The sequence below is a fragment of the Nonomuraea bangladeshensis genome (genome assembly GCF_039529455.1).
Classification (GTDB): Bacteria; Actinomycetota; Actinomycetes; order Streptosporangiales; family Streptosporangiaceae; genus Nonomuraea; species Nonomuraea bangladeshensis.
Window position 1 is genome coordinate 838,928 of record NZ_BAAAMV010000003.1, and the last position, 13,151, is coordinate 852,078.

Sequence of the window (13,151 nt, forward strand, 5' to 3'; positions counted from 1 at the left end):
TCCCACCATCGTCATGTCATAATTTGGTGGAATCTGTTGGAAGGGGCAAGGGTGCTCGCACAGCAGCGTCAGCAGGCGATCCTCGAACGCGTACGCAGCAACGGCGGCGTACGCGTGGCCGACCTCGTACGCGAGCTCGGCGTCTCCGACATGACCATCCGCCGCGACCTCGAGGTGCTGGCCGAGCGCGGCCTGCTGGAGAAGGTGCACGGCGGCGCGACCGCACTCGGCCCCGGTTCGACCGAGGAGCCGGGCTTCACCGCCAAGTCCGCCCGCCAGCAGCCGGAGAAGCAGGCGATCGCGCGCCGCGCCGCGCAGCTCGTCCGGCCGGGCACCGCAGTCGCGCTGTCGGCGGGCACCACCACGTGGGCCCTCGCCCATCACCTGATCGCCGTGCCCGAGCTGACCGTGATCACCAACTCGGTCCCCGTCGCCGACGTCTTCCACCGCAACCCGCGTGCCGACCGCACGGTGGTGCTGACCGGCGGCGTCCGTACGCCATCGGACGCGCTGGTGGGCCCGGTCGCCGTGGCCGCGATCCGCCGCCTGCACGTGGACACGCTCTTCCTCGGCGTCCACGGCATGAGCGTCCGTGCCGGCTTCACCACGCCCAACCTGCTGGAGTCCGAGACCGACAGGGAGCTGGTGAGCGCCGCCGGCCGCCTGGTGGTGCCCGCCGACCACACCAAGTGGAACACGGTCGGCATCAGCACCATCGCCGAGCTGAGCGAGGCCGACGTGGTCATCAGCGACGCGGCGCTGCCGGAGGAAGCACGCACGGAGCTGGCCGACCGGGCCGGCGAACTCATCATCGCGGAAGAGGGCACGCTGTGAAGCGCACCATCACCCATCTGGCCGACGGCCGGGAGCTCATCTACTTCGACCGGAGGGACGACGCCGACCGGAGCGCGGTGGACCGGCGCGAGCTCGGCCCCCGGCCGGTGGCCTCCGAGCTGCGTTACGACCCGCTGACCGAGGAGTGGATCGCGATGGCGGGGCACCGCCAGACCCGTACGTTCCAGCCGAAGGGCACGGCGGCCGAGTGCCCGCTGTGCCCGTCGGCGCCCGGCCGCGACACGGAGATCCCGGCGTACGACTACGACGTCGTGGTGTTCGAGAACCGCTTCCCGTCCTTCTCCCGAAATTTCGGCACCTATGAGGATGTGGGCGGCCTGAGCGAGGTCCGTCCCGGCGCCGGCCGCTGCGAGGTCGTCTGCTTCACCTCCGACCACGACTCCAGCTTCTCCCGCCTCTCCGACGACCAGGTCGAGCTGGTCATGGAGGCATGGGCCGACCGCACCGCCGAGCTGTCCGCCGTCGAGGGCGTGGAGCAGGTGTTCTGCTTCGAGAACCGCGGCTCGGAGATCGGCATCACGCTCGCGCATCCGCACGGTCAGATCTACGCCTACCCGTACGTCACCCCGCGCACCAAGCTCAACCTCGGCGCGGCCTCCCGGCACAAGGGCCCCGGCAACCTGTTCGCCGACGTCCTCGCCGCCGAGCGCGCGGCGGGCACGCGGGTCGTGACCTCCAACGAGCACTGGACGGCGTTCGTGCCGGCCGCCGCGCGCTGGCCGTTCGAGGTGCACGTCTACCCGCACCGGCAGGTGCCGGACCTGCCGGCGCTGACGGAGGCGGAGCGGGCCGCGTTCGCGCCGCTCTACACCTCGGTGCTGCGGGCCTTCGACGGGCTGTTCGGGGTCGTGATGCCGTACATCGCGGCCTGGCACCAGGCGCCCGTGCGCGAGGGGCGGGACCTCGCCTACCTGCGGCTTGAGCTGTTCAGCATCAGGCGGGCGCCCGAGAAGCTGAAATATCTGGCGGGGTCGGAGTCGGCGATGGGCGCCTTCGTCAACGACGTGCTGCCGGAGGAGGCGGCACGCATGCTCCGATCACAACTCGATCACTAATAGATTTCTACTTAAGGTCGCATTACTTGTGATCTACCACTAATATCCCCATAAGCAACGGCCTCACCAGCCGTCGCACGCCTAATCCCGGGCGCGTCGCCCGGGAGCCGGGGACCCACCGCACCTGGGGTGAATCCACTTCGGTGGTAGGGACGCTCTCACGCCCGAACCCGTCAGCTAACCCGGCCGGCAGAGGGAGAGGAACCCTGTACGTGGCGGCTTCGTCCCCCGTGCCCTTCGCCATCGGTCTCGTCACCGCCGCCGCCGTCCTCCTGTCGACGCCTTACCCTGCGCAGGCGGCCGCTGTGCAGGCGGCCGCGCCCAAGCCGTCGGAGTCACAGCTCCGCGCCCAGCTCAAGCGGCTCAACACCAAGGTCGACAAGCTGATCGAGCAGTACAACCTCAAGCGCGTCGAGCTGGCCAAGGCACAGGAGACCGCCGAGACCGCCAAGGAACGCCTGGCCACGGCCGAGCGCACGCTCGCCGCCTCCGAGCAGCGCGTCGCCGAGCTCGCCCGCCTCCGCTACCAGAACGGCAACCCCCCGGTGCCTGGCTTCATGCTCGACGGGGCCAGCGCGGCCGTGCTCGACCAGCTCACCACCGAGCAGCAGGCGCTGGTGCAGGGCGTGGCAACGGCCCGCGACGAGAAGAAGAAGGCCGCCGCCGAGGCCGAGGCGCTGGCGGTCAAGATCCGCGCGGACGCGGCCGAGGTCGCCGAGCAGCGCGACGAGGCCGAGGACGTCATCGACGACATCAAGGACAAGCTGGCCGATCTGGTCCCGTACGGCACCGGCCGCAACTCCGACGGCAGCTGGGCCCCCGAGCTGCCGGCCGGCTCGGACAACATCACCGCGCGCACCCGGCTCATGCGCGAGCAGGTGACGAAGAACTTCGCGCTGCCGTTCTCGGTGGGCTGCTTCCGCTCCGGCTCCAGCGGCGAGCACCCGCTCGGCCGCGCCTGCGACTTCATGATGAGCTCGGGCGGCACCATGCCCAGCGCGGCCAACAACGCCCTGGGCGACCGCATCGCCGCCTGGGCCCTGCAGAACCAGAGCAAACTAGGCGTCAAGTACGTGATCTGGAAGCAGCGCATCAACTCGGGCTCCGGCTGGCGCGCGATGTCCGACCGCGGCAGCATCACCGAGAACCACTACGACCACGTCCACATCTCGATGAACTGAACGGAATATGGAAGACCCTCGCACCCCTCCGCCGCTGACCGGCGACGAGCGCACCGTGCTGAACAACTGGCTCGAATGGCACCGCGGCACCCTCGCGGTCAAGTGCGCCGGCCTGACCGACGAGCAGTTGCGCCTGCGCAGCGCCGAGCCCTCCGGGATGTCCCTGCTCGGCCTGGTACGGCACATGGCGAACGTCGAGCGCGCCTGGTTCCGCCGGGTGCTCGCCGGCGAGGACGTGCCGAAGCTGTGGGACAAGGACCGCGACAACGACGCCGACTTCAAGGAAGTGGACACCGCGTCGGTGGAGGAGGCGTTCGAGACCTGGCGGGACGAGATCGAGCGAGCCCGCGCCATCTCGGCCGCGCGGCCGCTCGACGCCGTGGGGGAGCGCAACGGCGGCGACTGCTCGCACCGCTGGATCCTCGTCCACATGATCGAGGAGTACGCCCGGCACAACGGCCACGCCGATCTCCTGCGCGAACGCATCGACGGCGCCACGGGGGAGTGATCAGAAGAAGGCGGTCACGGCTCGGTGCGGAAGAGCGCCCAGACGGCCTTGCCGCCGCGGGCCAGCCGGTCCCAGCCCCAGCTCTGGCTGTAGGTCTCGACGATGTAGAGGCCGCGGCCGTTCTCGGAGATGAAGTCGGGCTCCTTGCGCCGCGGCACCTCGTCGCTGGGGTCGGCCACGGCCAGCAGCACGTGGGGGCTGACCCGCATGAGCAGCAGCTCGATCTCGCGCCGGCCCGAGGAGCGCATCGCGTACCTGACCGCGTTCGTCACCAGCTCGGAGACCACGAGCGCGGCGTCGTCGCTCAGGTCGTGCAGCCCCCAGCCCCGGAGGGTGTTGCGGGTGACGTCCCTGGCGGTCTTCACCGAGTCGGCCTGGAAGGGCAACGGGCACGAGGTGGTGTACGGCTTGCCGCCACGACCAGTGAGCAACTGGTCGAAACCGACCTCGCGGGTTATCTCGAGGCAGTCGGCAGTGGCCAGAGGGTCCTCTACCATCCTGCCAATACCTCCCCGTAAAGCCTTGGTTAGTGCATGTTTGGCCCAATATGCACTAAGCCATCATGGGTCACGAGCGGCTGCGGCTGCAAGACCCAAATGCACGTGCAGCTGCAATGTGCAGCCGCAAGCGGCGTTTTCCCCGGTGGACAAGGCGAATCGGACACCTGGTTGGGACCTTGTCATAGCAGGCAATGTGGTGTCACTGTGTGGTGCGGACCTTGATAGGAGGCAAAGTGACGCAGAACCAGCCGGGTTCCGGGCCGACGGCGCTGCGCATCCTCCTGGGCTCCCAACTGCGCAAGCTCAGGGAAGCGAAGAACGTCACCCGCGAGGAGGCGGGCCACCTCATCCGTGGCTCAGAATCCAAGATCAGCCGCATGGAGCTGGGCCGGGTGGGGTTCAAAGAGCGTGACGTGGCCGACCTGCTGACCCTGTACGGGGTCGTCGACCAGCAGGCCCGCTCCGCCGTGCTCGACCTGGTCGCCACCGCCAACGAGCCGGGCTGGTGGCACCGGTTCAACGATGTCCTGCCCACGTGGTTCCAGGCGTACGTCGGCCTTGAGGAGGCCGCCACCAGGATCAGGACCTACGAGGTCCAGTTCGTGCCAGGACTGCTGCAGACCAAGGAGTACGCGAGGGCTGTGGTGACCGCCGGGACGGCGGGCATCGGAGCGGAGGAGATCGCCAGGAGGGTCGATCTCCGACTGGAGCGCCAGAGGATCTTCGAAAGGCCGGACGGGCCCGTCTTCTGGGCGGTGATCGACGAGGCGGCGCTACGCCGCCCGATCGGCGGCGCCGAGGTGATGAAGGCGCAACTGGAGCACCTCATCGACCTCATGCGCCAGCCGAGCATCACGATCCAGATCATGCCCTTCAGCTTCGGCGGGCACAGCGCGGAGGGCGGGGCGTTCAGCGTCCTGCGCTTCCCCGACCCCGACCTGCCCGACGTCGTGTACGTCGAGCAACTCGCCAGCGCCCTCTACCTGGACAAGCGCGAGGACGTCGACCGCTACACCGAGGTCATGGAGCGGCTCTGCGCCGTCAGCACCACTCCGGACGAGACGATCGAGCTGCTGAGGAAGATCGCGGACGAGTTCTGACGGCATGCGGACGTCGTTGTGACCGCCGGGACGTCGTTGTTGGGTATGCATCTGCCCTAGACTGGACCACCGGCGTTGGATGCCGCCGAGGCGGAGCATGCCCAACACCGCTCATGTGGGCGCGGCGCGTGAGCCGACCGAATGGACGCGCCCGCGATCACTCGTAGCTTGATCAAGGAGACCATTCCGTGAAGACCGCTGTCGAGGAGCTCAGCCCGACCCGGGTCAAGCTCACTGTCGAGGTGCCGTTCGACGAGCTGCGCCCGAGCATGGATGCGGCGTACAAGAAGGTCGCGCAGCAGGTGCGCGTCCCCGGGTTCCGGCCTGGCAAGGTTCCGGCCCGCATCATCGAGCAGCGCTTCGGCCGGGCGGTCGTCCTGGAGGAGACCCTCAACGACGCCGTGCCCAAGCTGTACGGCCAGGCCGTCGACGAGGCCGACGTATTCCCGGTCAGCCAGCCTGACATCGAGGTCACGAAGATCGACGACGGTGAGCAGATCGAGTTCACCGCCGAGGTCGACGTCCGGCCCAACTTCGACGTGCCCGACTACCAGGGCATCGAGGTCACCGTCGACTCCGCCGAGGTCACCGACGAGGACGTCGACCGCCAGCTCGACGCGCTGCGCCAGCGCTTCGCGACGCTGACCGGCGTCGAGCGCGCCGCCACCGCGGGCGACTACGTCGTGATGGACCTGCGCGCCGAGATCGACGGCAAGAACATCGAGGAGCAGGCCGCCAGCGAGGTGTCCTACGAGGTCGGCGCGGGCTCCGTGCTCCAGGGCCTCGACGACGCCCTGGAGGGCATGTCCGCCGGCGACGAGAAGAGCTTCCAGACCGAGCTGGTCGGCGGCGAGAACGCCGGCGAGCAGGCCGACGTCATCATCAACGTCAAGTCGGTCAAGGAGAAGGTGCTGCCCGAGCTCGACGACGAGTTCGCCCAGCTCGCCAGCGAGTTCGACACGCTCGACGAGCTCAAGGCCAGCATCCGCGAGCAGGCCCGCCGCAACAAGCTGATCGACCAGGTCGTCCAGTCCCGCGAGAAGGCCCTCGACGCGGTGCTCGACCAGCTCGACCTCCCGCTGCCCGAAAGCGCGCTCAAGGCCGAGATCGACGCCCGCAAGCACAACCTCGACCACCAGGTGGCCGAGAGCGGGCTGAGCCGCGACGCCTTCTTCCGCCTCTACCAGACGACGGAGGAGGAGCGCTTCGCCGAGTTCGAGAAGAACTCCGCCCGCGCGCTCAAGGTCGGCTTCGTGCTCGACAAGGTCGCCAAGTCCGAGGAGCTGGGCGTCTCCGAGCAGGAGCTGACCAACTTCGTCGTGCGCCGCGCCATGGAGATGGGCGTCCAGCCCAACGAGCTGGCCAAGCACCTGGCCGACAACGACCAGCTCACGCTGGCCATGGTCGAGATCGTCCGCGACAAGGCCAAGTCCGTGATCGGTGACGCCGCCAAGGTCGTCGACACCGACGGCAACGAGGTCGACCTCAAGGCCATCTACACCGAGATCAACGGCGAGGCCCCCGTCGAGGAGGAGGCCGCCGCCGAGGACGGCACCACCGAGGACAAGGGCGAGGCGTAACCCTCACCCGCGCCCTCACCGGCGCTTCGCAGGAGCCCCCGGACCTCCCGTCCGGGGGCTCCGCCGTTTCCGTGAGGCGCGGCCGCGACCGCTTCGGAGGGGCTGAGACGCCCGCCACAGGACGCAGCGCGCCCCGGCCCTCGTGACCCGCCGTCACGGCCCCTGGCGCGCGTCCCGCCGTCTCAGGGCGCTCCAGGGACATCCGCCCGCACTCCGCCGCAGCACGCTTCTCCCGCGCGGGCGGCGGGACATGCGCCGTCAGCGAACAGTCCGGCAGAGCGGGCATGACCTGTGGGCGGCGCGCGTTAAGGTCACAAGCAAAGCCAATCGATTACGACGCATCGGAAGGTGACGCTGTGACCAGCCCGCCGACCTTCTATCAGCCTGAGTCTCGAGGCCGTGAGAACGGCTCCGCCTTCCGGCTTGAGGACCAGCTTTACCAGCGCCTGCTCCGGGAGCGGATCATCGTGCTCGGGCAGGAGGTCAACGACGAGATCGCCAACCGCATCTGCGCTGAGCTGCTGCTGCTCGCGGCCGACGACCCCAACCGCGACATCACGCTCTACATCAACTCGCCGGGTGGCTCGGTGAGTGCCGGCATGGCCATCTACGACATGATGGAATACGTGCCGAACGACGTCTCCACCGTGGTCATGGGCATGGCGGCCTCCATGGGCCAGTTCCTGCTCACCGCGGGCGCCAGGGGCAAGCGCTACGCCCTGCCGCACGCGCGGGTCATGATGCACCAGCCGTCGGGCGGCATCGGCGGCACCGCCGCCGACATCGCCATCCAGGCCGAGCAGATGCTCTACGTGAAGAAGACGCTGGCCGAGCGGATCGCCTTCCACACGGGGCAGTCGCTGGACCAGATCGAGTCCGACTCCGACCGCGACCGTTGGTTCACCGCCGAGGAGGCCAAGGACTACGGCTTCATCGACCACGTGGTCCGCAGCGCGCGACAGGTGCCCTCGGCCGGGCCCGTCTCCTAGGGGGAGCTGACATGAACATCGAAAGCCGTTACGTTCTCCCCTCCTTCGTCGAGCGCACGTCGTACGGCGTGAAGGAGATGAACCCTTACAACAAGCTCTTCGAGGACCGCATCATCTTCCTCGGAGTGCAGATCGACGACGCGTCGGCCAACGACGTGATGGCCCAGCTGCTCACGCTGGAGTCGCTCGACCCCGACCGTGACATCAGCATCTACATCAACTCGCCGGGCGGTTCGTTCACCGCCATGACGGCGATCTACGACACGATGCAGTTCGTCCGGCCGGAGATCCAGACCGTCTGCCTCGGCCAGGCCGCCTCCGCCGCGGCCGTGCTGCTGGCGGGCGGCACCCCGGGCAAGCGCTTCGCGCTGCCCAACGCCCGGGTGCTGATCCACCAGCCGTCCACCGAGGGCGGCGGCCAGGGCAGCGACATCGAGATCCAGGCCCGCGAGATCCTCCGCATGCGCACGCTGCTGGAGGACATCGTGGCCAGGCACACCGGTAAGGCCTCCGCCGAAGTCCGTAAGGACATCGAACGCGACAAAATTCTCAACGCGGACGAGGCAAAGGCGTATGGTCTGATCGACGACATCATCCCGTCCAGGAAGAAGCGAGCTCAGGCCGTGGCTTCCTAGACGAGACGTGACGCACCGGAGCGCTGCCCAATAGGGCACGTTCCGGTGCGACTCGCCGCTAGGGGGCTCACTGAGGGCCCAGAAGACGGTAACGTCGAAACCTGAGCGGTTCGGCCAAGTCCGGAGGATGTCCGGAGACACTGCTCTCGCGAGAGCAGGGCGGTCCCACGCAAAGGAGTATCTGGGGTGGCACGCATCGGCGACGGGGGAGACCTGCTGAAGTGCTCTTTCTGCGGAAAGAGCCAGAAGCAAGTCAAGAAGCTCATTGCCGGTCCAGGCGTCTACATCTGCGATGAGTGCATCGATCTCTGCAACGAGATCATCGAGGAGGAGCTCTCGGAGTCCTCCGAGCTCAAGTGGGACAACCTGCCCAAGCCGAGGGAGATCTACGAGTTCCTCGACGCCTACGTCATCGGTCAGGACAAGGCGAAGAAGGCGCTCTCGGTGGCGGTCTACAACCACTACAAGCGGGTGCAGTCGGGCGACCGGGGCAGAGACGACGGCCTGGAGCTGGCCAAGAGCAACATCTTGTTGCTCGGGCCCACCGGCTCCGGCAAGACGCTGCTGGCGCAGACCCTGGCGAAGATGCTCAACGTGCCCTTCGCCATCGCCGACGCCACGGCCCTCACCGAGGCCGGCTACGTCGGCGAGGACGTCGAGAACATCCTGCTCAAGCTGATCCAGGCCGCCGACTACGACGTCAAGAAGGCCGAGACCGGCATCATCTACATCGACGAGGTCGACAAGATCGCCCGCAAGAGCGAAAACCCGTCGATCACGCGCGACGTCTCCGGCGAGGGTGTGCAGCAGGCGCTGCTCAAGATACTGGAGGGCACCACGGCATCGGTGCCTCCGCAGGGCGGCCGCAAGCACCCGCACCAGGAGTTCATCCAGATCGACACCACCAACGTGCTGTTCATCTGCGGCGGCGCGTTCGCGGGCCTCGAGAAGATCATCGAGTCGCGCATCGGCAAGAAGGGCATCGGCTTCAACGCGATCATCCGGTCCAAGGAAGAGATCGACACCGCCGACATCTTCTCCGACGTCATGCCGGAGGACCTGCTGAAGTTCGGCATGATCCCCGAGTTCGTCGGCCGGCTGCCGGTCATCACCTCGGTCCACAACCTCGACCGCGAGGCGCTCATCCAGATCCTCACCGAGCCGCGCAACGCGCTGGTGAAGCAATACCGCAAGCTCCTGGAGCTCGACGGCGTGGAGCTGGAGTTCACCGACGGCGCCCTGGAGGCCATCGCCGACCAGGCGATCCTGCGCGGCACCGGCGCCCGCGGCCTGCGCGCCATCCTGGAGGAGGTGCTCCAGTCCGTCATGTACGAAGTGCCCTCCCGCCAGGACGTCGCCCGCGTCGTCATCACCCGCGAGTCGGTGCTGGAGCACGCGATCCCGACGCTCGTCCCGCGCGACCAGCTCGCCGTCAAGCAGCAGCGCACGCCGCGCGAGAAGTCTGCCTGACCCGGCCCGCACCGTTCACGCCCGAGCGCCCCGTGGCAGCACGCCACGCGGGCGCTTTCGGCGCTTCGGACCCATTTCCAGCCCGCATTCGAGCAAGCGGGGCGTTTTCCGCTTGCCGCCCTCCCTAGAATTGGTCACTGTGACAACGCCAGAGCTGCCTACTCAATACACACCGGCCGACGTCGAGACCCGCAGCTACGAGCGCTGGGTATCCCGAGGCTACTTCGGCGCCGACCCGGGCAGCTCGCGCGAGCCGTACAGCATCGTCCTGCCCCCGCCCAACGTGACCGGCGTCCTGCACATCGGGCACGCGCTCGACCACTCCATCCAGGACGCGCTCACCCGCCGCGCCCGCATGCAGGGCCGCGAGACGCTGTGGGTGCCCGGCATGGACCACGCCGGCATCGCCACCCAGAACGTCGTGGAGCGCGAGCTGGCCAAGGAGGGCCTGTCCCGGCACGACCTCGGGCGCGAGGCGTTCGTCGAGCGGGTCTGGCAGTGGAAGGAGGAGTCCGGCGGCCGGATCCTCGGCCAGATGCGCAAGCTGGGCGACGGCGTCGACTGGTCGCGCGAGCGCTTCACCATGGACCCGGGCCTGTCGCGGGCCGTGCAGACCATCTTCAAGCGCCTGTTCGACGACGGCCTCATCTACCGCGCCGAGCGCATCATCAACTGGTGTCCGCGCTGCCACACCGCGCTGTCCGACATCGAGGTCGAGCACAGCGAGGACGAGGGCGAGCTCGTCTCGATCCGCTACTCCGACGACCTCGTGGTCGCCACCACCCGCGCCGAGACCATGCTCGGCGACACCGCCGTGGCCGTCCATCCCAGCGACGAGCGCTACACCCACCTGGTCGGCACCATGGTCGAGCTGCCGCTCACCGGCCGCATGATCCCGGTGGTCGCCGACGAGCACGTCGACCCGGCCTTCGGCACCGGCGCGGTCAAGGTCACCCCGGCCCACGACCCCAACGACTTCGAGATCGGGCGGCGCCACTCGCTGCCGTCCATCACGGTCATGGACGAGCGCGGCGTCATCACCGCGCACGGCCCGTTCGAAGGGCTCGACCGCTTCGAGGCCAGGCCCGCCGTCGTGGCCGCCTTGCGCGCCGAGGGCCGCATCGTCGCCGAGAAGCGCCCCTACCTGCACGCGGTCGGCCACTGCTCGCGCTGCAAGACCGTCGTCGAGCCGCGGCTGTCGCTGCAGTGGTTCGTCAACGTCTCGCCGCTGGCCAAGGCCGCCGGCGACGCCGTCCGTGACGGCCGCACCCGCATCCACCCGCCGGAGATGGCCAAGCGCTACTTCGACTGGGTGGACGACATGCACGACTGGTGCATCTCCCGCCAGCTCTGGTGGGGCCACCGCATCCCGGTCTGGTACGGCCCCGACGGCGAGGTCGTCTGCGTCGGCCCCGACGAGGACCCGCCCGCCGGCTACACCCAGGACTCCGACGTCCTCGACACCTGGTTCTCCTCCGGGCTGTGGCCGTTCTCCACGCTGGGCTGGCCCGACCACACGCCGGAGCTGGAGCGCTTCTACCCGACGTCCGTGCTCGTCACCGGATACGACATCCTGTTCTTCTGGGTGGCCCGGATGATGATGTTCGGGCTCTACGCCATGGACGGCGAGCCGCCGTTCCGGGTCGTGGCGCTGCACGGCATGGTCCGCGACCAGTACGGCAAGAAGATGTCCAAGTCGTTCGGCAACGTCGTCGACCCGCTCGACTGGGTCGAGCGCTTCGGCGCCGACGCCACCCGCTTCACGCTCCTGCGCGGCGCCAACCCCGGCGCGGACGTCGCGGTGAGCGAGGAGTGGGCGGCCGGCTCCCGCAACTTCTGCAACAAGATCTGGAACGCCACCCGCTTCGCGCTCATGAACGGCGCTGCCGTCGGCTCGCTCGACGGCGCCGACCTGACCGCGGCCGACCGGTGGATCCTGTCACGGCTGCAGACCGTCATCGGCGCGGCCGACGCCGCACTGGAGGACTTCGAGTTCGCCAAGGCGGCCGACCTGCTCTACCACTTCGCGTGGGACGAGGTCTGCGACTGGTACCTCGAGCTGGCCAAGATCCAGCTCGGTGAGGGGCTCGACCACACGCGGCTGGTGCTCGGCAACGTCTTCGACGCGCTGCTGCGGATGCTGCACCCGCTGGTGCCGTTCGTCACGGAGGAGCTGTGGCGGGCGGTGACGGGCGGCGAGTCGATCGTCGTGGCCCCGTGGCCGGTGCCCGACCCTCGCTACGCCGACCCCGAGGCCGAGGCTGAGATCGTCGCGCTGCAGGACCTCGTGACGGAGGTCCGCCGGTTCCGCTCCGACCAGGGGCTCAAGCCGGGTCAGAAGGTCGCGGCCCGCCTGGGGCTGGCCGGCACGCCGCTTGCGGCGCAGGAGACGGCCGCGCGGGTGCTGCTGCGGCTGACCGAGCCCGGCGAGTCCTTCAACCCCACGGCGCGCCTGGAAGTGGGCGGGGTGAGCGTCGAGCTCGACACCGCCGGCGCCATCGACGTGGCGGCCGAGCGCAAGCGGCTGGAGAAGGATCTCGCCGCCGCGCGCAAGGAGGCGGCGCAGGTGGCCGCCAAGCTGGGCAACGAGCAGTTCATGGCCAAGGCGCCCGACAACGTGGTCGCCAAGGTCAGGGGCCGCGCCGAGCAGGCCGCGGCCGACATCGCGCGGCTTGAGGCACAGCTGGCCGCGCTGGGGGTTTGAACCTTCCGGACGCAGGGAAGGTCTATTCGTTACCGAAGAACGACCTTCCCTGCCCGTGAGGGCTGCTAGAGTTTTCTGTGTAGGGCGAGTACGCCCTGCCACTCCTCACAACGAACCCCGACATTCGGGCTGGGTCCGACCAGGCGGTTGGACAAGCGGCGAAAGTTGGAGTAAGTTACGAGGGTTGCCTCGACGAGGGGCAAGTCCGGAAGCTCCCGGAACGGGCGGTTTGACAAGAATCGTCCGGATCTGGTAAGCTGAAGGGGAAGCGAAGTGCGCCTCCGGCGCCGGGACTTGAAAGAGTGTCTGGCGAGGAAGTTCGCGTCCGTTTCTTGAGAACTCAACAGTGTGTTAAAAGCCAGTGCATGTGCATCACACATGTATGACCCCGTCATTTTGACGGATTCTTGCTTGGATGATTCATCCGGACAAGCTGTATTACGCAGACATTGTTTGGAGAGTTTGATCCTGGCTCAGGACGAACGCTGGCGGCGTGCTTAACACATGCAAGTCGAGCGGAAAGGCCCTTCGGGGTACTCGAGCGGCGAACGGGTGAGTAACACGTGAGCAACCT

The 13,151-nt window shown here is 68.2% G+C and carries 11 protein-coding genes, 1 rRNA gene and 1 riboswitch; of the genes, 11 read left to right on the forward strand and 1 reads right to left on the reverse strand.

The genetic code is table 11. From position 1 onward, the window contains the following. Positions 1–51: 51 nt before the first annotated feature. The 4 genes from ABD292_RS11750 to ABD292_RS11765 all read left to right on the forward strand — a co-directional run bounded on the left by ABD292_RS11750 (position 52) and on the right by ABD292_RS11765 (position 3,599). The gene (locus tag ABD292_RS11750) at positions 52–834 is read left to right on the forward strand and encodes a DeoR/GlpR family DNA-binding transcription regulator (protein WP_344207136.1); all 783 of its coding nucleotides are present in this window, start codon (positions 52–54) and stop codon (positions 832–834) included. Continuing rightward, positions 831–1,910 carry a galactose-1-phosphate uridylyltransferase gene (gene galT, locus ABD292_RS11755; RefSeq protein ID WP_344207137.1) on the forward strand — a complete coding sequence of 360 codons (1,080 nt, stop codon included), beginning with the start codon at positions 831–833 and terminating at the stop codon, positions 1,908–1,910. Before ABD292_RS11750 ends, galT begins: the two co-directional genes overlap by 4 nt. Positions 1,911–1,978: 68 nt before the next feature. Continuing rightward, positions 1,979–2,116, forward strand: a riboswitch (cyclic di-AMP (ydaO/yuaA leader). 6 nt (positions 2,117–2,122) lie between these two features. Then, entirely contained in the window at positions 2,123–3,091 is a 969-nt protein-coding gene (locus tag ABD292_RS11760; protein WP_344207138.1) for a coiled-coil domain-containing protein, read from the forward strand. 7 nt (positions 3,092–3,098) lie between these two features. Then, positions 3,099–3,599: a DinB family protein gene (locus ABD292_RS11765; protein WP_344207139.1), complete on the forward strand. Its 501-nt coding sequence runs from the start codon at positions 3,099–3,101 to the stop codon at positions 3,597–3,599. Positions 3,600–3,613: 14 nt separating this feature from the next. Here the strand turns inward: ABD292_RS11765 and ABD292_RS11770 are convergent, their stop codons facing one another. After that, positions 3,614–4,096 (reverse strand): ATP-binding protein, encoded by a 483-nt coding sequence (locus ABD292_RS11770; RefSeq protein WP_344207140.1) that lies wholly within the window; start codon positions 4,094–4,096, stop codon positions 3,614–3,616. 236 nt (positions 4,097–4,332) lie between these two features. Between ABD292_RS11770 and ABD292_RS11775 the strand changes: the two genes are divergently transcribed. From ABD292_RS11775 to ABD292_RS11805, 7 genes are all read left to right on the forward strand, one after another. Beyond that, the gene (locus ABD292_RS11775; RefSeq protein WP_329592013.1) at positions 4,333–5,199 is read left to right on the forward strand and encodes a helix-turn-helix domain-containing protein; all 867 of its coding nucleotides are present in this window, start codon (positions 4,333–4,335) and stop codon (positions 5,197–5,199) included. Between the two features lie 188 nt (positions 5,200–5,387). After that, on the forward strand, positions 5,388–6,779 hold the full coding sequence (gene tig, locus ABD292_RS11780) for a trigger factor (RefSeq protein ID WP_344207141.1): 1,392 nt from the start codon (positions 5,388–5,390) through the stop codon (positions 6,777–6,779). Positions 6,780–7,135: 356 nt separating this feature from the next. Then, positions 7,136–7,768, forward strand: a complete 633-nt coding sequence (locus ABD292_RS11785) for a ClpP family protease (RefSeq protein ID WP_020542170.1) — start codon at positions 7,136–7,138, stop codon at positions 7,766–7,768. 11 nt (positions 7,769–7,779) lie between these two features. Continuing rightward, positions 7,780–8,403, forward strand: coding sequence for an ATP-dependent Clp protease proteolytic subunit (locus ABD292_RS11790; protein WP_329592018.1), 624 nt, complete (start codon positions 7,780–7,782; stop codon positions 8,401–8,403). 186 nt (positions 8,404–8,589) lie between these two features. Then, a complete protein-coding gene (clpX, locus tag ABD292_RS11795; protein ID WP_091093961.1) occupies positions 8,590–9,873 on the forward strand; it encodes an ATP-dependent Clp protease ATP-binding subunit ClpX in 1,284 nt (427 codons plus the stop codon). 130 nt (positions 9,874–10,003) lie between these two features. Further along, positions 10,004–12,577 (forward strand): valine--tRNA ligase, encoded by a 2,574-nt coding sequence (locus tag ABD292_RS11800; RefSeq protein WP_371252528.1) that lies wholly within the window; start codon positions 10,004–10,006, stop codon positions 12,575–12,577. Between the two features lie 450 nt (positions 12,578–13,027). After that, positions 13,028–13,151, forward strand: a 16S ribosomal RNA gene (locus ABD292_RS11805); the annotation flags it as partial.

Bases quoted from the DNA above. Each gene is read 5' to 3' on its own strand.
- ABD292_RS11765 (WP_344207139.1), top strand. From the start codon at position 3,099: ATGGAAGACCCTCGCACCCCTCCGCCGCTGACCGGCGACGAGCGCACC.
- ABD292_RS11790 (WP_329592018.1), top strand. From the start codon at position 7,780: ATGAACATCGAAAGCCGTTACGTTCTCCCCTCCTTCGTCGAGCGCACG.
- ABD292_RS11770 (WP_344207140.1), bottom strand. From the start codon at position 4,096: ATGGTAGAGGACCCTCTGGCCACTGCCGACTGCCTCGAGATAACCCGC.